Origin of the sequence: Xanthomonas campestris pv. phormiicola (assembly GCA_025666215.1) — a bacterium.
Taxonomy (GTDB): Bacteria; Pseudomonadota; Gammaproteobacteria; order Xanthomonadales; family Xanthomonadaceae; genus Xanthomonas_A; species Xanthomonas_A campestris_A.
Genome location: CP102593.1, coordinates 3,792,529 through 3,812,131 on the forward strand (window position 1 = coordinate 3,792,529; position 19,603 = coordinate 3,812,131).

Consider the following 19,603-nt stretch of genomic DNA (forward strand, 5'->3'; position numbering starts at 1 on the left):
GCGGCCCTACAACCGAACGTATCAGGAGACATTCCTTTGGCTGAAATTATCGTAGTCACCTCCGGCAAGGGCGGCGTCGGCAAGACCACCACCAGCGCGAGCCTGGCCTGCGGGCTGGCGCGACGCGGCAAGAAGGTCGCCGTGATCGACTTCGACGTGGGCCTGCGCAACCTCGACCTGATCATGGGCTGCGAGCGCCGGGTGGTGTACGACTTCGTCAACGTGGTGCACGGCGAGGCCACGCTCAAGCAGTCGCTGATCAAGGACAAGCGCTTCGACAACCTGTACGTGCTGGCCGCCTCGCAGACCCGCGACAAGGACGCGCTGACCCAGGACGGCGTGGAGAAGGTGCTCAAGGACCTGGTCGCCGAAGGCTTCGAATACATCGTCTGCGATTCGCCGGCCGGCATCGAGAAGGGCGCGTTCCTGGCGATGTACTTCGCCGACCGCGCCGTGGTCGTGGTCAACCCGGAAGTCTCTTCGGTGCGCGACTCCGACCGCATCATCGGCCTGCTCGACTCCAAGACCCGCAAGGCCGAGGAAGGCAAGACCGTGCCGGCGTTCCTGCTGCTGACCCGCTACAGCCCGGGCCGGGTGGAAGGCGGTGAGATGCTCAGCATCACCGACGTGGAGGAAGTGCTGGGGCTGAAGGCGATCGGCGTGATCCCCGAATCCGGCGACGTGCTCAACGCCTCCAACAAGGGCGAGCCGGTGATCCTGGATGGCGAGTCCCCGGCCGGCCAGGCGTACGACGACGCCGTGGCCCGGATCATGGGCGAAGAGCGCCCGATGCGCTTCATCTCCGTGGAGAAGAAGGGCTTCTTCACCAAGTTGTTCGGAGGGTGAGCATGGGACTATTCGACTTCCTCAAGGCCAAGAAGAACACCGCCGAAACCGCCAAGAACCGCCTGCAGATCATCATCGCGCAGGAGCGCAACCACCGTGGCGGCCCGGATTACCTGCCGCTGCTGCAGCGCGAACTGCTGGAAGTGATCAAGAAGTACGTCAACATCGACGCCGACGCGGTCAAGGTGGACCTGGTCAAGGACGGCGAACACGACGTGCTCGACATCTCGGTGGCGCTGCCGGAAGGGCCGACGCCCTGAGCCGGGCAGCACGCTGCGGTCGCCGATGGCGGCTGTGGCGCGCAGCCTGCGGCGCCTTGTTCGGCGGTGTGTTCGACGCAGCGTCCTGACGAAGCCGCACTGCGGCGCCTGCGATGCGTCATGGTCGCGCACACGACCGCAGCTGCGCTCACCGAATCCATGAGCGCCAGTGGCGCAGTGGTCGAGCTGCCGAGCTGCCCAACCATCGCCAACATTCTTCGATTGCGTTACGCCGCTCCTCCTTCCCGACCTCCCGATGCACACCGACGCTTCCCGCTCCGCCCCCGCTGCCGAGGTCCTGACCGTCGGCGCCATCGGCCTGGAGGCGCCGCGGGCGCTGCTGGCCGGCCATGGGCTGACCCTGCACCGGGTCGCCGACGGTGCCAGCATTCCCGGCAGCTACTGGGGCGAACCGGAAGCCGGCGTGATCGCCAGCGACGTGTACGTGCGCGACGACACGCCCGTGCATTCGCTGCTGCACGAGGCCTGCCACCTGATCGTGCTGCCGCCGGAACGGCGCGCACAGGTACATACCGACGCCACCGATTCGGTCGAGGAAGAGGACGCCACCTGCTACCTGCAGATCGTCCTGGCCGACGCGCTGCCCGGCGTCGGCAGCGCGCGGCTGATGGCCGACATGGATGCATGGGGCTACACCTACCGGCTCGGCTCCACCCGCGCCTGGTTCGAACAGGATGCCGAGGACGCGCGCGCCTGGCTGCGGCAGCGCGGCTTGCTGCCGCAGCAGGCCTGACTGAGTTCCGTGCAAGCGATCGCATCGGCTCTCCGAGCGCTTGCAGGAGCCGCTTCAGCCGCGACGAACGAAGCGCGGATGCCTGCCGGCTACGCATGCAGTCGGGACTGAAGTCCCTCCCACTGTGCACCCGGCCAATCTGCCGCAAGCCACTGTGGGAGCGGCTTCAGCCACGACGAACGAAACACGGATGCCAGCCGGCTACGCATGCGGTCGGGACTGAAGTCCCTCCCACAGTGCACCCGGCCAATCTGCCGCAGGCCATTGCAGGAGCGGCTTCAACCGCGACGAACGAAACACGGATGCCTGCCGGCTAGGCATGCAGTCGGGACTGAAGTCCCTCCCACAGTGCACCCGGCCAATCTGCCGCAGGCTCCTGTGGGAGCGACTTCAGTCGCGACGAGAGATGGTGTCCAGGAGAGATGGTGTCCAGGCTTCGGATGCCTTCGGGACCGACGCCCCTCCCGCAATGCACCCATTCTGCTCGCGGCAAGTCCCTGCAGGAGCGATTTCAACCACGACGCACGCAACGGCACGCTGCACGCGCCGCAGCCCCGTCAGCGTCAGGACACCCACCCATTACGCCGCGTCGCCCTCCTTCAATGCCGGACTCATATCCAGCGTCGCCCGCGTGCCCTGCCCGGCATCCGAATCCAGTTGCAGCGACCAGCCGAGGTGTTCGCACAGCCGCGCGATCAGGTCCAGGCCGATGCCGCTGCCCTCGCGGCCGCCGCCGCGGGCCATGCGCATGTAGATGGCGCTGATCTCTTCCGGCGCCATGCCGTGGCCGGGGTCGTCGATGCGCACCACGCCCGGCGCCGGCATCGCGATCTGGATCACGCCCTGGTCGCTGTTCTCGATCGCGTTGCGCAGCAGGTTGCCGATCGCCGCCTGCACGATCGCCAGCGGCGCCAGCACCTCGCACGCCGGCAACGGCGCCAGCACCAGTTGCAGGCGCTTGTCGGCGCACAGGTGGCGATGGTCCTCGACGATGTCCGGCAGCAACTGGTCCAGCCGCACCAGGTCGCTGCCGCGCGCCAGCCGCGCCGGGTCCTTGGCCAGCACCAGCAGCAAGGAAATCAGTTGGCCGACGCCGCTGGCGGTGCGGCGGATGCGCAGCAGCTGGTTGCGCGCGCTGGGCGGGATGTCGGGCTGCTCCAGCGCCAGTTCGGCGGCGCCGCCGATCACCGCCACCGGCGTGCGCAGTTCATGGCTGGTGCTGTCGATGAAGGCGCGCTCGCGCTCGACGAACAGGTCGTTGCGCAGCAGGTAGTCGTTCAACGCATCGGCGATCACCACCTGTTCGGTGCTGGCGCGCGGATGCACTTCGATGCGCTGGCCCGGCCGGTCCGGACGCAGGCTGCCGATGCGTTGCGCCATGTCGGTGAGCGGCTGCACCACGCGGCCCAGGCCCCAGGCCACCAGCGCGCCGAGCAGCAGCACCGCGATCACGTTGGACAGCAGCATCCACAGCGCCAGGTTCTCCTCGTGCTTCTGCAGCTCGGTGATGTCCAGCGCCAGCGCCAGGCGGCGGCCGTGCACGTCCTGCACCAGCACCACCTTGTCGCGGCCTTCCAGCGGCACGTCGTCGTGCAGGCCCGGCGCCAGCGCCGCCACAGGCGGCGGCAGCGGCTCGCCGCCTTCGTCGCCGTACAGGCTCACGGTGCGGGTGTCGATCCAGCGGTAGTCCGGATCGGCCGCGCTGCGGGTCAGGAAATGTTCCAGTTCCGAGCTGAGCAGCGAGCGCCAGGTCAGCTGTTCGGCCTGGTCGTTGACGATGTAGCCATGCACGAACACCGCCAGCGACAGCAGCGCCGCATAGCCGACCAGCCACAGCGTGATGCGTTGCCGCAGCCCGGCCCTACGCGGCATGCTCTTGCTCGTGCGGGTCCACCACCGCGAGCCGGTAGCCGATGCGCGGCAGGGTGTGGATCAGCTTGGCCGCGAACGGGCCGTCGACGCTGCGCCGCAGGTCGTAGATGTGCGAGCGCAGCATGTCGCCGTCCGGCGGCTCGTCGCCCCACAGCGCCTGTTCCAGGCGATCGCGGGTGACCGCGGCCGGGCTGGCCTGCATCAGCACTTCCAGCAGCTTGCGGCAGGCCGGATACAGGTGCAGCGTGCGGCCGCCGCGGGTCGCCTCCAGCGTCCCCAGGTCCAGCTGCAGGTCGCCCACGCGCAGCAGCTTGCTGCGGCCGCGGCCGTTGGCGCGCAGCAGCAGCGCCTCCAGCCGCACTTCCAGCTCCGGCAGCGCGAAGGGCTTGGTCAGGTAGTCGTCGGCGCCGGCGCGGAAGCCGGCGATCTTGTCCGGCAGCTCGTCGCGCGCGGTGAGCATGATCACCGGCACCTCGGCGTGGTGCTGCTCGCGCATCGCGCGCAGCACCTGCGGGCCGTCCAGGCGCGGCAGCATCCAGTCAAGGATCACCGCGTCGTAGTGCTGGGTGGTGGCCAGGTGCAGGCCGGTCACGCCATCCGGCGCCGCATCCAGGGTATGGCCGCGCACCTCGAAATAGTCGAACAGGTTCGCCACCAGATTTCGGTTGTCCTCTATGACCAACAGCCGCATGGCACTCGCTCGCATTCCGGGACGACAGGGGATGGCGCCATGCTAGCGGATACGCGTCGGAGCGCGGTCGGAACGCTGCGTCTTGACCGAATCTCGATAGAACCTGCACGCAACCCGAAAACCGCGACGACAACCTGGGCTGAAGCGCCGCGCCTGCGGCGGCCCCGATCCGACCAGTCTCCGACACGAAGCGCAACACCATGACACTCGCTACCGTCCGCACGTCCAGCACGCCTGTCGCCATGCACATGCCCTCCTCCCTGCCCCTGCCTGCCGCCGCTCCCGCCCTGCCCGCGGTGTCGGCCTTCTATCGCTGGCATGGGGGGCTGCCGCTGGCCGTGGCGCTGCTGGCCAGCACCGTGCTGATGGGCCTGGGCGGGGATTTCTGGTTCGCCGACCTGCTGTACCGCTGGGAAGGCGGCCACTGGGCGCTGAAGAACGCGGCGCTGACCCGCAACCTGATCCATCACGACGGCAAGCTGCTCAGCACCGTGGCCTGGGTGGCGACGGCTGGACTGGCGGTCTGGGCCTGGCGCCGCGCCGACGGCCAGCGCTACCGCCTGCCGCTGCTGTACCTGGCGCTGGCGGTGGCGTTGAGCACCGGCGCGGTGTCGCTGCTGAAGTCGCTGACCCACATGGACTGCCCGTGGGACCTGAGCCGCTACGGCGGCCACCTGCCCTATATCGGCCTGTTCGAGGCGCGCCCGGCCGGCATGCCGCATGCCGCCTGCTTCCCGGCCGGGCATTCCAGCGCCGGCTATGCCTGGGTGGCGCTGTACTTCGTCGCGCTGGCACTGAAGCCGGCCTGGCGCTGGCCGGCGCTGGCGGTCGGGCTCGGTGCCGGGCTGCTGTTCGGCCTCGGCCAGCAATTGCGCGGCGCGCACTTCCTGTCCCACGATCTGTGGACGCTATCCCTGAGTTGGGCGGTGGCCCTGGGTCTGTACCGCGCCTTGCTGTGGCAACCGCAGGTTTCGGCCCGATCCATGCATGTGTCCTTGCCTGTCTTGAAGGAAAGTCGCGCATGAGCATTTCGCTGCCGCATCCCGGCACACACTCCAAGATCCGCTGGTGGCGCTACCGCCCGCTGCTGAGCAACGAAACCCTGGCGCTGGCCGCCAGCGCCTTCTTCGCCCTGGTCTGCAACGGCATGTTCTGGCGCAGCGCGATGAGCGGCCACCCCGGCGACCTGAAGCTGGGCCTGTCGCTGTTCCTGCTGCTGCTGTCGGTGCACGGGCTGCTGCTGGGCCTGCTGCTGTGGCGCGGCGTGTCCAAGCCGCTGCTGACCGTGCTGTTGCTCACCACCGCGTTCGCCACGCACTACATGAACAGCTACAGCGTCTACCTGGACGCGGACATGCTGCGCAACGTGCTGGCCACCGACCACAAGGAATCGCGCGAACTGATGACCCCGGCGCTGATCGCGCCGCTGCTGTTCTACGCCGCACTGCCGATCCTGGTGCTGTGGCGGCTGCGCCTGCTCCGGCGTCCGCCAGGCAAGGCGCTGGCGATCCGCGCCGGTTTCCTGCTGGCGATGCTGGCGCTGGGCGGCGTCGGCGCGATGCTGTCGTTCCAGGACCTGTCGGCGATGATGCGCAACCACCGCGAGATCCGCTACCTGGCCACGCCGATCAACTACCTGGTCGCGCTGCGGCAGAACCTCAAGTCCGCCAGCCCCACCCACAAGGCGCCGAAGCTGCCGCTGGAACACGACGCGATCGCCACCCCGCGCGCGCCCGGCAGCAAGCCGCGGCTGCTGGTCGTGGTGCTGGGCGAGACCGCACGCGCGCAGAACTGGGGCCTGAACGGCTACGTCCGCCAGACCACGCCGCAACTGGCGCAGCTGGACGTGATCAACTTCCCCGACATGCATTCGTGCGGCACCAGCACCGAAGTCTCGGTGCCGTGCATGTTCTCGCCGTTCGGCCGCCACGACTACAACGAAGGCAACATCCGCAAGCACCAGTCGCTGCTGCACGTGCTCGAACACGCCGGCATCGCCACGCTGTGGCGCGACAACCAGTCCGGCTGCAAGGGCGTGTGCGACGGCCTGACGATCCAGCGCCTGGACGACGCCAAGGACCCGCAGCTGTGCAAGGACGGACGCTGCATGGACGAGATCCTGCTGCAGGATCTGGCCACCCAGGTGCGCGCCAAGCCCGGCGACCGCGTGGTCGTGCTGCACCAGCTCGGCAGCCACGGCCCCAGCTATTTCGAACGCTATCCGGCCAGCTTCCGCCGCTTCACCCCGACCTGCGACACCGCCGACCTGGGCAACTGCGAGCGCGACCTGATCGCCAATGCCTACGACAACTCGCTGCTGTACACCGACCACCTGCTGGCGCGCACCGTGTCCACGCTGGAGGCGATGCCCGACTACGACACCGCGATGATCTACCTGTCCGACCACGGCGAATCGCTGGGCGAAAAGGGCCTGTACCTGCACGGCGTGCCGTATGCGATCGCGCCGCAGGAGCAGACCCACGTGCCGATGGTGATGTGGTTCTCGCCCGGCTTCGCCAGCGATCGCGGCCTGGATCTGGCCTGCGTGCGTGCGCGTTCGCGCCAGTACGCCGACCAGGACAACCTGTTCCCGTCGGTGCTGGGCCTGATGCAGGTCAGGACCGGGGTCTACGAACGTTCGCGCGATCTGTTCGCGCAATGCGCCAGCTAGCGCTGCCGGGAATCGGGAATCGGGAATCGAAGACCGAGGGCGGATAGAAGTGCGTGCCCTTGCCGCGCGGCAGGCGGCCCTTGCGGCGGACGGGACGGACCACTAGCCTCGTCGCATTCGTCACCGAAGGATCCGCCGTGAACCACCGCCATCTGCTGCTTGCGCTGTGCATCGGCGCGAGCGTGCTTGCGCTGTCCGCGTGCCGCAAGGAAGCGACCACCCAGACCGGCACCGCGCCGGCGCCGGCCGCGCCCGGCGAGAGCGCCGACCAGTTCGTCGCCCGCATCAACGAGGAATACCGCGCGCTGCTGCCGGAGCTGACCTCGGCGCAGTGGCTGTCGATCACCTACATCAACGGCGACTCGGAGCGGCTGGTGGCCAAGGCCAACGAGCGCTGGCTGACCACGCTCAACGGCTGGATCGCGCAGGCCAAGCGCTACGAGGGCAAGCCGATGTCGGCCGACAGCGCGCGTGCGCTGCAGCTGCTGAAGCTGATGACCGCGATGCCGGCGCCGCGCGATCCGGCCAGGCTGGCCGAACTGGCCCAGCTGACCTCGAAGATGGAAGGCGCCTACGGCGCGGCGTCCTATTGCACCGGCGAGGGCGATGCGCGCCGTTGCCGGCAGCTGGGCGAACTGGAGGACGTGCTGCGCCGCAGCCGCGACTACGACCAGCAGCTCGACGCGTGGCAAGGCTGGCACGGCACCGCACAGCCGCTGCGCCAGGACTACCAGCGCTTCGTCGAACTGGTCAACGAAGGCGCGCGCGAGATGGGCTATGCCGATACCGGCGCGATGTGGCGCAGCGGCTACGACATGCCGCCGGCGCAGATCGCCGCCGAGACCGACCGGCTGTGGGCCCAGGTCAAGCCGCTGTACGAGCAACTGCACTGCTACACCCGCGGCAAGCTCGACGCCGAGTACGGCAAGGACAAGGGCGAGGTCGCCGGCGGGCTGCTGCCGGCGCACCTGCTCGGCAACATGTGGCAGCAGGACTGGAGCAACCTGTGGGACCTGCTGCAACCCTACCCCGGCGCCGGCAGCCTGGACATCACCGACACGCTGGAGAAGCAGTACCAGAGCAACCTCGGCGCGGCGCTGGCGCGGCGCAATGGCGACACTTCGCCGGAGGCGCGGTTCATGGCCCAACGCGACGCGCAGCTGCAGAGCGCCAAGCAGATGACCGAGCGCGCGCAGGATTTCTACACCTCCCTGGCGATGCCCAAGCTGCCGGACAGCTACTGGGCGCGCAGCCAGTTCATCAAGCCGCTGGACCGCAACGTGGTCTGCCACGCCAGCGCCTGGGACATGGACATGGCCGGCGACGTGCGCACCAAGATGTGCATCAAGCCGAACGAGGAAGACTTCACCACCATCTACCACGAACTCGGCCACATCTATTACGACCTGGCCTACAACCCGTTGCCGCCGCTGTTCCAGGGCGGCGCCAACGACGGCTTCCACGAGGCGATCGGCGACACCATCGTGCTGGCGATGACCCCGCAGTACCTGCATTCGATCGGCCTGGTCGAAGCGCCGCAGCTCAGCCGCGAAGCGCTGATCAATGCGCAGATGCGCATGGCGCTGAGCAAGGTCGCGTTCCTGCCGTTCGGACTGATGATCGACCGCTGGCGCTGGGGTGTGTTCGACGGCTCGATCGCGCCGGAGCACTACAACCAGGCCTGGTGGGACCTGAAGGCCAAGTACCAGGGCGTGGCTCCGCCGTCGCCGCGCGGCGAGGAGTTCTTCGACCCAGGCGCCAAGTACCACGTCCCCGGCAACACCCCGTACACCCGCTATTTCCTGTCGCACATCCTGCAGTTCCAGTTCTACAAGGGCCTGTGCGACGCCGCCGGCTACAAAGGCCCGCTGTACGAGTGCACCTTCTACGGCAATAAGGAGGCCGGGCAGAAATTCTGGTCGATGCTGCAACGTGGCGGCAGCCAGCCGTGGCAGGCCACGCTGAAGGAACTCACCGGCAACGACAAGCTCGACGCCGCCCCGCTGCTGGAATACTTCGCGCCGATGCAGGAGTGGCTCAAGCAGCAGAACCAGGGGCAGATGTGCGGCTGGGAAGCGCCGAAGGCGGTGCAGGCGGCAGTGCCAAAGTAGTCACTCCTCGGAAAAGCCTGACATTCAACGATAAGGGCCGCTGATGCGGCCTTATGCGTCATGGGCGAAGATTAATTACCTCCAATCCTCCTTACCCCCTTTTGCTCAATATAAGCTGCGGAGGTGAAGAACGCCGTTCTCGCCAATCACCTCTACAGAGCTTCAGCAAATCGAAACCTCAGCCAGTTGACAAAAGGCCAAGCAACAGCTCGCCCAGCGAATTTCCTGACTCATTGCTCGCAGGAGATTCTTTAGCTCACGAATCTCGATTAAACGACAAACAAGCGAGTGGCGGACCTATGCGTTATGAATTCCGGATAAAACTGGACCTTACCGCACTTCATGGCACATGAACGGACTGGACATCAAACTCATAGCCGTCAGGTATTTCATAAACACGAACAGACAGCACCAAATCGCTCACACCTTCTTCAAGGGTGTAAAGATCAATCAAAGCATCCCAGTATTCACGCATCCATTGACAGACCGAAGTCTGCCACGCCTCCTCCGGCAAGCTCCTTAAATGCGCCCCGTAATTTTCGATATTTCTTGCGATCCTTTGAGCATCGCTTGGCGAAAGCCGCCGCGCCTCCCTAATACCTGCGAGTTGAAAATTTTCTTGCTTGAGCGCCTCAACAATCTCCTGAAGCGGGCGCCTCCAGAGCAATGGAATCGCCTGTTGATTTTCCTCATCCTTCAAAACCTGAGTTTCTTTGTTCATTGATCAATTTCCCGAATGAAGGTCCTTGTGGCATTGAGTGCAAACTTCTGCGTGATTCTCAGGCACTGTCCTACCTCCATCTGCATGACGCTTAATGTGATGGCCAGCCGAATTCGACCCATCAATTTTCTTTCCGCATCCATTTGCGCACTGATGACCCTGTTCAGCGCGCTTAGCTTCACGTTCAGAGTCTGAAAAGAGGCGCTTTGGATCCCGCTCAGACTTGGGAACGGAGCCAGGGCCAGTAGGAGGAGTTGGCAACTTTCCTGCGGCCGAGTCCGCCTCGGCTGCATTGTCAGCACCATCCGGATCAGGCGAAGCATTACTCGCTTGCGAGACTGGATTCCCTTGACGATCGCGCCGCACGGGATCCCGTGCGGCGGATCTAATACCCCTATCTGGGCGCCCATCGCCATTTGTGTCTTTTCCGGAAGAAGAGCCCGATGAGGGCGAATCATCCTGTTCATCCCGGCCATGCGTTCCGGATGAATAAGGCGGAAACGACCTAAGAATACGAGCAAGCGTACTTTGCCTGCCATCTGGGTCGGTAAACTTATATGGATTGTTATTTCCATATGAATACCTATTAAAATTCCTTAGATCATTTGACTCATAAGCAGTAACAGGATCAACACTCAGCATTACACCGATGGCGGGATCGTAATACCGCTGCTGCATATAAGCCAGCCCAGTCGCCGCATCCATGACGTGCCCCGTATAACCAGGCCCATCCGTCAGCGGACGATTCAGCAGGCTGCCATACGGCTCGTACTCGCTACGCTCCACCACATTGCCGCTGGCGTCAGTCACCGCGACTGGCGTTCCCAGTGCGTCGGTGTGGTAGTAGATGACGGTCTGCGCATTTGCAGTCGCCATCAGGAACAGCGACAGCAGCAGAAGGATGATCGTGCGCTTCATGGCATTCTCCCCTTATTGCCCGACGGCCGTGACTTCGGCCGACCACGCGGAGCACCCGTTGTTGTTGCAGGCGCAGACCTTGAACTTCGCCGACAGGTTCGGCGCGCCGCTCACGGTACTGGCCGTCATCCGGTTGGGGCCGTTGTAGACGATCGGACCGTTGAGCATGTAGCTGGTCGCACCCGTCGAGGCGCCCCAACTGGCGCTGTAGCGCGTCTGGCTGGTGCTGGGCGTGGTGTAGTACGCCTTGAGTCCTGTCGGTACTGGCGGCGGCAAGGCGACCACCACCGTTCCCGTCCCGGACGTGCCGCTGCACCCCGAGCCGTTGCACGCGCGGACACGGTAGACGTAGCTGCCATCGCCCTTGCCAGAGATTCCAGCACTTGTCCCGCCGCCGTTGTAGACCTGGCTCCAACTGCTGCCGCCGTTGCTGCTCTCCTCCAGTTGGTAACTGGTGGCCGTCGCCACCGCCGACCAACTCACGGAGTAGCTGCCGGTGTTGCTGCTGCTGGGTACGGACAGGCTGGGGGTGGACGGCGGCAGCAACACGGTGGTCGTCGCGGTCGCCGAATAGGAACTACAGCCGGAGCCATTGCAGGCACGTACGCGGTAGGCATAGTTGCCGTTGCCCTTACCGGAGATCCCAGCGCTAGTCCCGCTCCCGTTGTAGACCTGACTCCAATTGCTGCCGCCGTCGCCGCTCTCGTCCAACTGGTAGCTGGAGGCGGTCGCCACACCCGACCAACTCACGGAATAGCTACCGGTGCCGCTGCTGCCGGGCACGGAGAGGCTGGGGGTGGAAGGTGGCAACAGCACGGTGGTCGTTGCGGTCACCGAATAGGCGCCGCAGCCGGAGCCGTTGCACGCGCGCACGCGGTAGGCATAGCTGCCGTTGCCTTTACCGGAAATCGCGGCGCTGGTCCCACCGGCGTTGTAGATCTCCGACCAACTGCTGCCGCCGTTGCCGCTTTCTTCCAGCTGGTAGCTCGACGCGGTGGCGACGCTGGACCAGCTCACCGAGTAGCTACCGTTGGCACTGCTGGCGGGCGCTGACAGGTTCGGTGTGGCTGATGGAGGCAACGCCACGGTCGTCGTCGCAGTCGCCGAGTAAGCGCTACACCCGCTGTTGTTGCACGCCCGCACTCGATAGGCATAGGCGCCGTTGCCCTTGCCGCTGATCGCGGTACTGGTGCCGCTGGCGTTGTAGATCTGCGACCAGCTGCTGCCGCCGTTGCCGCTTTCGTCCAGTTGATAGCTGGTGGCGGACGCCACCGCGTTCCAGCTCACCGAGTAGCTGCCGGTGGCGTTGCTCGCAGGAGCAGACAGACTAGGCGCGCTCGCGGGAGGAAGCTGGACCACGGTGGTCCCCACGTTCGAGTACGCACTGCAGCCACCCGCGTTGCAGGCGCGGACGCGGTAGGTGTAGGTTCCGCTGCCCTTGCCGCTGATCACCTTGGTGGTGTCGTTGGCGCTGTAGATCTGCGACCAGGACGTGCCGCCGTTGCTACTTTCCTCCAGTGGGTAGCTGGTGCTGGCGGCAACGCTCGTCCAGGAGACGGTGTAGCTGCCGGTGCTGTTGGCGGACGGCGTGCTCAGCGCAGGCGCGGACGATGGCGCCGGCGGCGGCGGCAGCACGGCGGTGGTGGTCGAGATGCCGGCGACCAGGCTCCCTGCCACGTAGACGTACGCCATGGCTTTGCCCTGGCGCAGGTCGTCGGCATACAGCAGTTGTCCATCGCGGTTGTAGAAGCTGCGCTTGCCGCCGGTGGTGTAGTCCAGCACCCGGCGACCGGCGCCGTCGTATGCGTAGCTGGCCTTGCCGGCAACGCTGCGCAACCGGTTGCCATAGTCGAACTGGTACAACTCGCCATTCTTGTTGGACAGGTTGCCCTGTACGTCGTAGGCCAGGCCGATGACGGTCGACCCTCCTGCCCCCTGGGTCACGTTGCTCAGGCGATTGTGCGCATCGTAGACATAGCTGTGATCGCGCCCATGCACACGGACGCTGGCCAGATTGTCGAGCACGTCGTAGGAGTAGCGCGCGATATTGTCGCCACCGAACATTACCGACTCTGCCGTGATCAACCGATCCAGGCCGTCGTAGGTCATGCTGCGGGTCTGCCGCGTCGTCGCGTAGTCGGTGACCGAGGCGACGTTGGCATTGGCGTCGTAGGCATAGGCCATGTCCAGCGGGCCGCCGCCGCCGACATCGCTGCTGCGCGCAGGCAACTGCCGCGCGTTCTGCGCCATCGTGTGGGCGATGCCGTTGCCGTAGGTGAATTGCTTGACCGCGCCATTAGGGTAGTAGCTGATGCCCGTCGCGTATGTGCCTGCCTGGGTGGGCTGCCCCAAGGCATTGGGCGCGTAGTCCACGCTCAGGCCAGGCGATGTCTGCATGGCGAGATGGCCATTGGCGTTGTAGCCGTAGCCGGCGGACCAATCGACATCGCCCCATTGCAGCCGCTCGCTGCTGGGCAGGCGCCGCTTGTTGTAACCGTAAGTCGTGGTGACCGCATTGCCCGAGGCGTCGCTGGCGACCATCGAGGCGACCAGGCCGTCCGGCAGATAGGTATAGGTGGTATTGCCGTTGCCGTCAGGGAAGGCGAGCGTCTTGATCCGGTTGCGCGCGTCGTAGGTGCGGGCGGCCTTGCGGGCGGCGATCGGCGCCGCCGTGCCGCTGGCATGGCAGGCAGTCGAAGGGTCCAGACCTGCAGCCGACCATGCGAGGTTGCCGGCGCCATCGTAGGCGGACAGGGTCGCGCCAGTTTCCGGCTCGACGCTGCGGCACAGTTGCTGGTAGCTGTCGTAGGCGAAGCTGCGCGTCACCGCAAGACTGCCGTCCGCATTGCGGCGGGTCAGCGACAGCGGCTTGCCGTACGCGTCGCGTGCGATGTCCATGTACGCGCCTTCGGGAAGGCTCAAGCTCACCGGCCAGTCCGCGCTCGGCTGGTCGAAAGCCATGTAACCCGTGATGGTGCTCTGGTTCCTGGGGTTGGTGGTCTGGGTCAGGAAGCCGGACAGGTATTGGGTGGTGGTGGTCAGCAGGCCCAACTCGCTGTCCTGGGAAACCGATGTGGTCCGGCCCAGGGCGTCGTACTCGGTCCAGGTTCCCGTTCCCAGTTGGTCGGTGGTACCCGGATAGGAAGCGAACAGCACGCGCCCGGCGTGGTCGTACTGGTAGCGATTGAAGCGTTGCGTGGCGGCGACGTTGGCCGTGTCCTGCTCCTGGACCAGCAAAGGACGCCACAGTCCATCGAAGTAGGTGATCTTCCTGCTGTTCCCGGTCGCGATCGTTTGCCGCCAGTGCCCGGACCCGATGCCGAACTCGGCCGCATCGACGCGTTCGAACGACAGCGTGGTCGGCGCCCAGGCCACGGTATCGCCTGTGGGATAGGCGATACCGCTGATGCGTCCCATCGCGTCGTACGTGTAGGACGTCGTATAGCCGTTCTCATCGGTCACCGAGTCGATCAAGCCGCGATTGCTGACCACGGCCGAGTCGCTGGTTCCATCCGCATAGGCAATGTTCTGCGGCAGGCCGAGCTTCCATCCCCCCAGCGTGGTGGTGTTGCTGTTGCCATCGGTCACCGACGCCACCGTGCCATCGGTGTTGTAGCCGATCGACTGGATCAGTTTGCCGAAGCGGCTGATCTGCGTGGGCAGCGCAGTCGCAGCGTCGTAGTTGGTGCTCGACATGACCTCTGCTGCACCCGGTGCCGTCTTGGTCACCGAGGCAACTTGCCCCAGCACCCACTTGCCCAGGTTGTCGCTGTAGGCGGTGGCCTCGGTCCGGGAGTTCCCCAGCGTACTGGAACGGGTGACGCTGGTCGGGCGCGCGAACGCGTCGTAGGCATTTACCAGCGACTGGAAGGAAACGCCCTGCTGCGTGATCGTGGTCCGCTTCAGCGGACGCAGCCCCGATGTCGAGATATCGTCGTTGTTGCCCATATTGTCGGAGCCGACAAGATTCGGGAACGGCATGGCAGCGACATCCGCGGTGGCGACATACTCGTTCTCGCTTGTGCTCAGGATCGTCACGACATCGCCTGAGCCACTATTGGTCACGGTCCCGGTCTCCGCCCCCAGGTCCACGCCTTCGTTGAGCTGGTACCAAGCGCCGAACTTGTAGCGTTTGAAGTCGTTCTCAGGACCGCGCACTTCGGTCTGCATGGACTTGCTGCAGGTCAGCTCGGGATTGGGAAGATCTGTGCGGGCGCAGGTTTCCTCGTAGGCCAGCGGCCGTGCGCCGATGTCATAGGTATAGGTCCACTGCATCGAGGGCAGGTCGGGCCCGGCGATCGACTTGCTGACCAGCGTCAAGGTATCCGAGAAGTTCGGAATGGTCAGATACTGGTAGGTGGTACTAGCTCCCGCTGCATCCATGAAACTGTTGCATTGCTTTGGAATGTTGTGGCGGAAATGCCGCTTCACCGAGAACGCGTAGGTTGCGGTCGCATTGCTCGGCAAGGTCACCGCATAGGTGAAATCTCCGCTGGAAGGTTCCGGCAGCGGACACCGAGCCGTGTCTGTGTACAGAGGCAACGAAGGGCTGGGAAGGATCTCCATGTTGCCGGTCTGGACATAGCGCGACTGCGCGTTGTCCGGCTGGGTGATGATCAGCGACTTGTCGTCGTAAGCGTATGTCCAGGTTCCCACGCTGGATTCGACCGAGGTGATGTTGGCGCCGGAGGTGCCGGTCACACTGATGTAGCGGCCGTCACTGGCATCGATCCGCGACAGCTGGTCGCCGTTGTACGTGTAGGTGACCCAGTTGCCGAAACGGTCCTCGATGCGCGTCGCCAGGAAGAAGACAGCCAGGCGGCTCATGGATGCTTTGGCCGAATAATTGCCAATGCGCTTGGAGATATCGGGGTGCGCCTTGCTGACGACCCAATCGAAATAGTACTTGTCGCCCTCCGGCGACAGCGCCACGAACCCTTCGCCCGGATATCCGTTCTTGGTGCTGGCCAGACAGGAGATGCGCCAGAAGTTCTTGGTGATCCATGGGTAGCTGGTGCCGTTGCTCGGCGCCGGCAACTGGCTGGCGGGCTCGTCCAGCATCGCCTGGTCGCCGGAGCCGGGAATGTGCATCCAGTTTCCCGACCAGTAGTCCGAGGCGGTCAAGGTGTAGTCCGGCGGCTGCGCGGGTTGGCTGCAGCGGCTGTTCGGACTGGATCCGTACACCTGCCAGCCGTTCGTGCTGAAGACGCCTTTGAGATAGGGCACATCGAGCGATCCGCCGACGCCGAACCCGCCCAGTTTGCCGCTACGGCCCGCGCCCTCGTCCTCGATGACATGCGACCGTTGCAGCCGGACGGGGAGCTTGCTGTTGCCTGGAATGTCGATATCGGTCCAGTTGAACTCCACCGCACCGTTCTTCAGGCTGACCTGTTCGCCGAAAGAGTCGACGCTCAGCCGACCGATGTCCTGCGACTGCTTGATGCGCTCGATGTATTTCTGATCGAACCTCAACTCCTGCGCATCGGCAAGCATTGCGAACGCCATCGCCAGCAGGACCACACCTGCGCGCAGGCGAAGAAATGTGTCGAACTTTTCCATGTTGTTCTCGAACTCGATCAGCGACCAATAGATGGCCATGCCTCGCCCGCGGCATGGCATGTGTCCATGAGCCGCAGGAGTGACTGGGTTCAATGCATGAGTTTGCAGCGCCGATCGATAGATCGAACGCAGGGACCATCCGCGACGCTTTACGTCGCTGGTATCCGTTGATATGAAACAGCGCCCACCGTTGCGGCAAGCACGACAGCACCCGAATGACGATCCATGTTTTCCCCCGATCTCGACACCATGCACCACTGCGCTTCAGTTCAAAGCGCAGCAGAGCGCAATCCCTTTGCAGACGGCGCAGCCATCACTACAGCACAGCAGCATTGCACCGCCGATTACCCGCGCCTCAACTGTGATAGCGCGCACCTGAGGCTGTCAAGAGGAATTTTGCCGACTGCTCGTTAGCGGCTACGCAATGTGTGTAACAACTGGACAGGCCAGGAAATTTCCAAAGACCGCGTGGACGCATCGGCAGCAGCCGCCGACTCAATCGTCCGCCAGCCGCGCCCAACGTTCGTGGTCGCGCCACACCCCGCCGATGCGCAGGTAGCGCGGCGAATAGCCTTCGTGGCGGAAACCGGCGCGTTTGACCAGCGCCAGCGAGCGTGCGTTGTCCGGCTGGATGTTGGCCTCCACCCGATGCAGGCCCAGTTCGGAAAACCCGTAGGCCACGCACAGCCGCAAGGCATGCGTCATCAGCCCGCGGCCTTCGCAGCCGGCCATCGCGTGGTAGCCCAGGTAGGCGCTCTGGAAACAGCCGCCGACGATCTGGCTGAAGGTGAACAGGCCGGCGACCTCGCCGCTGTCGCGCGCGCGCGCCAGCAGTGCGACGTTGCTGCCGTCCAGGGTCTGCGCGTACCAGGCGTTGAAGCCGGGCACGTCGGTGAACGGATACGTCCACGGATGATGCAATGCGGTGCTGGCGCGGTGCGCCTGGATCAGCGCGAGCCCGTCGCGGCGCCGTACCCGCGCCAGCGACACGGCGGCGTCCGCGGCCTGGCTGGCGCTCTGGCCCATGTCTTCAGCCCGGCAGCGCCGCGCCGGCCCCGCGCTGCATGACCTGCGCGTGGCGCTCCTTGAACTCGTCGAAGCTCAGCCCCTGCGCCTGCGCATCGGCGTGCGCGGCGTCCTTCAGCGCATCCGAATACACCAGCCGCACCGGCGTGCCGGCGCGCTCGTGCAGTTCCGCGGCCTGCATGATCAGCGACAGCACCTGCGCGGCGCTCTCGCTCTGCCCGGCGATACGCCCGTCCATGCCCAGCACCCACTCGCCGTCGCGGCGCACGATGCCGGCCAGCAAGGTGCGCTGCTGGTCGCGCAGCTCGGCATGCGGTTCGATCGCGGTGGCCGCGGCGGCGGCGGCTTCGCTGCGGTGGCGCAGGCGTTCGGCAAGCTTCTTGCGCACGTCGCGGCGCTGCTTGGACTGGATGGACATGCGGTTTCCTCAACGATGACCCGGCGACGATAGCCCAACCGCGGCGCCGGCGTCACACCGGATCGGCCGGCTCCAGCTGCGGCACCTGGCTGCCGGGCCGCGGCAGGCGCTTGCCGCTGCGCCTCTCCCAGCGCCAGAAGCCCCAGCCGATCAGCAAGAACGCGCCCGAGCCCAGCGCCAGGTGCATCGGCCGGCCGCTGAGCAGCGGCGACAGCACACCGGCCACCACGGTATTGAGCATCAGCTGGGTGAAGGCCTGCAACGACGAGGCCAGCCCGCGCTGGCGCGGGTACATGTCCAGCACCGCCAGCGCCAGGATCGGGAAGATCAGCGCCATGCCCAGCCCGGCCACGAAGATCGGCAGCACCGCCCACGGCAGCGCGATCTGCGGCGCGATCGCGGTGTAGGCGATGTTGCCGACCATCGACACGCCGCAGCAGATGAAGCCGATGCGCACCTGCCGCATCGGCCCGATGCGCCCGGCCATGCGCCCGGACAGGAACGAACCCAGGGTCATGCCGCCGATGGTGGGAATGAACAGCCAGGCGAAATCGCGCTCGGTGCGGTGCAGCAGGTCGATGATGAACACCGGCGCCGAGGCGATGTACAGGAACACGCCGGCGAAGTTGAACGCGCCGGCCGCGGCCAGGCGCTGGAAGCGCGCATTGAACGCGATCGACACGTAGTCGCGCAGCAGCGTGCGCGGCGCCAGCGGCGTGCGCATTTGCGGCGGATGCGTCTCCGGCATCCAGCGCAGCGTAGCGACCAGCAACAGCAGCGAGAACCCGACCAGGAACCAGAAGATCGTCGGCCAGCCGGCGCCGGTGGCCAGGATCCAGCCGCCGATGATCGGCGCGATCGCCGGGGCGATGCCGAAGATCATCGACACCTGGCTCATCAGCCGCTGCGCGTCGTGGCCGTGGTACAGGTCGCGGATCACCGCGCGGCCGACGATCATGCCCACGCCGGCGGAGAACCCCTGCAGCGCGCGGAACGCCAGCAGCATGGGCAGGTCGCGCGACAGCGCGCAGCCGGCCGAGGCCAGGATGAACACCACCAGGCCGCCGACGATCACCCGCCTGCGGCCCCAGGCATCGGACATCGGCCCATGCGCCAGGCCCATCAGCGCGTAGGCCAGCAGGTATACGCTGACCGTCTGCTGGATCGCCACCGGATCGGCGCGCAGGCGCTGCGCCAGCTGCGGGAACGCCGGGAAGATGGTGTCGATCGAGAACGGGCCGAACATCGCCAGCCCGGCCAGCAGCAATGCCAGGCGGCGGGTCGAGATCGTCGGGAGCGTCATGCGCAGGATCCTGGAAAGCCGGCCGCACGCAACCCGGGTGGGCGAACACGCGACGACACCGTCCAAGGGACGGAACGATGGGGAGAGGGAATGCCGCCATGATAGACCCTTGCCAGTGCCGCGTTAAGCGGCGCGGCCGCGGCCACGCCGCAGCGGGGCGCAGGCCCGCATGTTCAGCGAGCCGCGGCAGGCCCGCCGGGCGGGCCGTGCGGAGGCCGCCGTGGGCGCCGCCGGCCACGCTATAATCGCCCGGCAGCATGGTGGGAGAAGCGGGGCGACCCGCTGCCGAAGGCGCAAACGCCCGTAATCGCTCAGGCCCGATACCACCCGCACCAAGACTCTGGAGAGACCGGTCCAACCCGGCGCCGAAGGGGCACGAAGCGCAGCGCACCCCGCCGCCGCTTCCAAACTCTCAGGCAAAAGGACAGAGGGGCAGTGGGAAGACATGTGGCT

Annotated in this window: 14 protein-coding genes and 1 riboswitch; of the genes, 6 read left to right on the plus strand and 8 right to left on the minus strand. The window is 65.8% G+C overall.

Annotated elements, in window-relative coordinates:
- Nucleotides 1-36: 36 nt before the first annotated feature.
- The 3 genes from minD to NRY95_15795 all read left to right on the plus strand — a co-directional run bounded on the left by minD (nucleotide 37) and on the right by NRY95_15795 (nucleotide 1,860).
- On the plus strand, nucleotides 37-846 hold the full coding sequence (gene minD, locus NRY95_15785) for a septum site-determining protein MinD (GenBank protein ID UYC15179.1): 810 nt from the start codon (nucleotides 37-39) through the stop codon (nucleotides 844-846).
- A gap of 2 nt (nucleotides 847-848) precedes the next feature.
- Nucleotides 849-1,106: a cell division topological specificity factor MinE gene (minE, locus tag NRY95_15790; GenBank protein ID UYC15180.1), complete on the plus strand. Its 258-nt coding sequence runs from the start codon at nucleotides 849-851 to the stop codon at nucleotides 1,104-1,106.
- A 256-nt stretch (nucleotides 1,107-1,362) separates the two neighbouring features.
- A complete protein-coding gene (locus NRY95_15795; GenBank protein UYC15181.1) occupies nucleotides 1,363-1,860 on the plus strand; it encodes a hypothetical protein in 498 nt (165 codons plus the stop codon).
- 579 nt (nucleotides 1,861-2,439) lie between these two features.
- On the opposite strand, the gene NRY95_15800 is transcribed toward NRY95_15795, so the two are convergent.
- Nucleotides 2,440-3,732, minus strand: coding sequence for a HAMP domain-containing histidine kinase (locus tag NRY95_15800; GenBank protein ID UYC15182.1), 1,293 nt, complete (start codon nucleotides 3,730-3,732; stop codon nucleotides 2,440-2,442).
- Nucleotides 3,722-4,423: a response regulator transcription factor gene (locus tag NRY95_15805; protein ID UYC15183.1), complete on the minus strand. Its 702-nt coding sequence runs from the start codon at nucleotides 4,421-4,423 to the stop codon at nucleotides 3,722-3,724. The genes NRY95_15800 and NRY95_15805 overlap by 11 nt, the downstream gene beginning before the upstream one ends.
- A 365-nt stretch (nucleotides 4,424-4,788) precedes the next feature.
- On the opposite strand from NRY95_15805, the gene NRY95_15810 reads away from it, so the two are divergent.
- The 3 genes from NRY95_15810 (at nucleotide 4,789) to NRY95_15820 (ending at nucleotide 9,205) form a co-directional block, all read left to right on the plus strand.
- A complete protein-coding gene (locus NRY95_15810) occupies nucleotides 4,789-5,448 on the plus strand; it encodes a phosphatase PAP2 family protein (GenBank protein UYC18602.1) in 660 nt (219 codons plus the stop codon).
- Entirely contained in the window at nucleotides 5,445-7,094 is a 1,650-nt protein-coding gene (locus tag NRY95_15815) for a phosphoethanolamine transferase (protein ID UYC15184.1), read from the plus strand. Before NRY95_15810 ends, NRY95_15815 begins: the two co-directional genes overlap by 4 nt.
- A gap of 137 nt (nucleotides 7,095-7,231) precedes the next feature.
- Complete coding sequence (locus NRY95_15820) at nucleotides 7,232-9,205, plus strand: M2 family metallopeptidase (GenBank protein ID UYC15185.1); 1,974 nt, start codon at nucleotides 7,232-7,234, stop codon at nucleotides 9,203-9,205.
- Nucleotides 9,206-9,545: 340 nt separating this feature from the next.
- On the opposite strand, the gene NRY95_15825 is transcribed toward NRY95_15820, so the two are convergent.
- The 6 genes from NRY95_15825 to NRY95_15850 form a co-directional block, all read right to left on the minus strand.
- The gene (locus NRY95_15825) at nucleotides 9,546-9,926 is read right to left on the minus strand and encodes a hypothetical protein (protein UYC15186.1); all 381 of its coding nucleotides are present in this window, start codon (nucleotides 9,924-9,926) and stop codon (nucleotides 9,546-9,548) included.
- A 3-nt stretch (nucleotides 9,927-9,929) separates the two neighbouring features.
- A complete protein-coding gene (locus tag NRY95_15830) occupies nucleotides 9,930-10,844 on the minus strand; it encodes an RHS domain-containing protein (protein ID UYC15187.1) in 915 nt (304 codons plus the stop codon).
- A 12-nt stretch (nucleotides 10,845-10,856) separates the two neighbouring features.
- Complete coding sequence (locus NRY95_15835) at nucleotides 10,857-16,442, minus strand: RHS repeat protein (GenBank protein ID UYC15188.1); 5,586 nt, start codon at nucleotides 16,440-16,442, stop codon at nucleotides 10,857-10,859.
- Between the two features lie 456 nt (nucleotides 16,443-16,898).
- On the minus strand, nucleotides 16,899-17,429 hold the full coding sequence (locus tag NRY95_15840) for a GNAT family N-acetyltransferase (protein ID UYC15189.1): 531 nt from the start codon (nucleotides 17,427-17,429) through the stop codon (nucleotides 16,899-16,901).
- A gap of 4 nt (nucleotides 17,430-17,433) precedes the next feature.
- Nucleotides 17,434-17,847, minus strand: coding sequence for a hypothetical protein (locus NRY95_15845; GenBank protein ID UYC15190.1), 414 nt, complete (start codon nucleotides 17,845-17,847; stop codon nucleotides 17,434-17,436).
- A 52-nt stretch (nucleotides 17,848-17,899) separates the two neighbouring features.
- Entirely contained in the window at nucleotides 17,900-19,150 is a 1,251-nt protein-coding gene (locus tag NRY95_15850; protein ID UYC15191.1) for a multidrug effflux MFS transporter, read from the minus strand.
- Between the two features lie 330 nt (nucleotides 19,151-19,480).
- Nucleotides 19,481-19,588, plus strand: a riboswitch (glycine riboswitch).
- Nucleotides 19,589-19,603 lie beyond the last annotated feature (15 nt).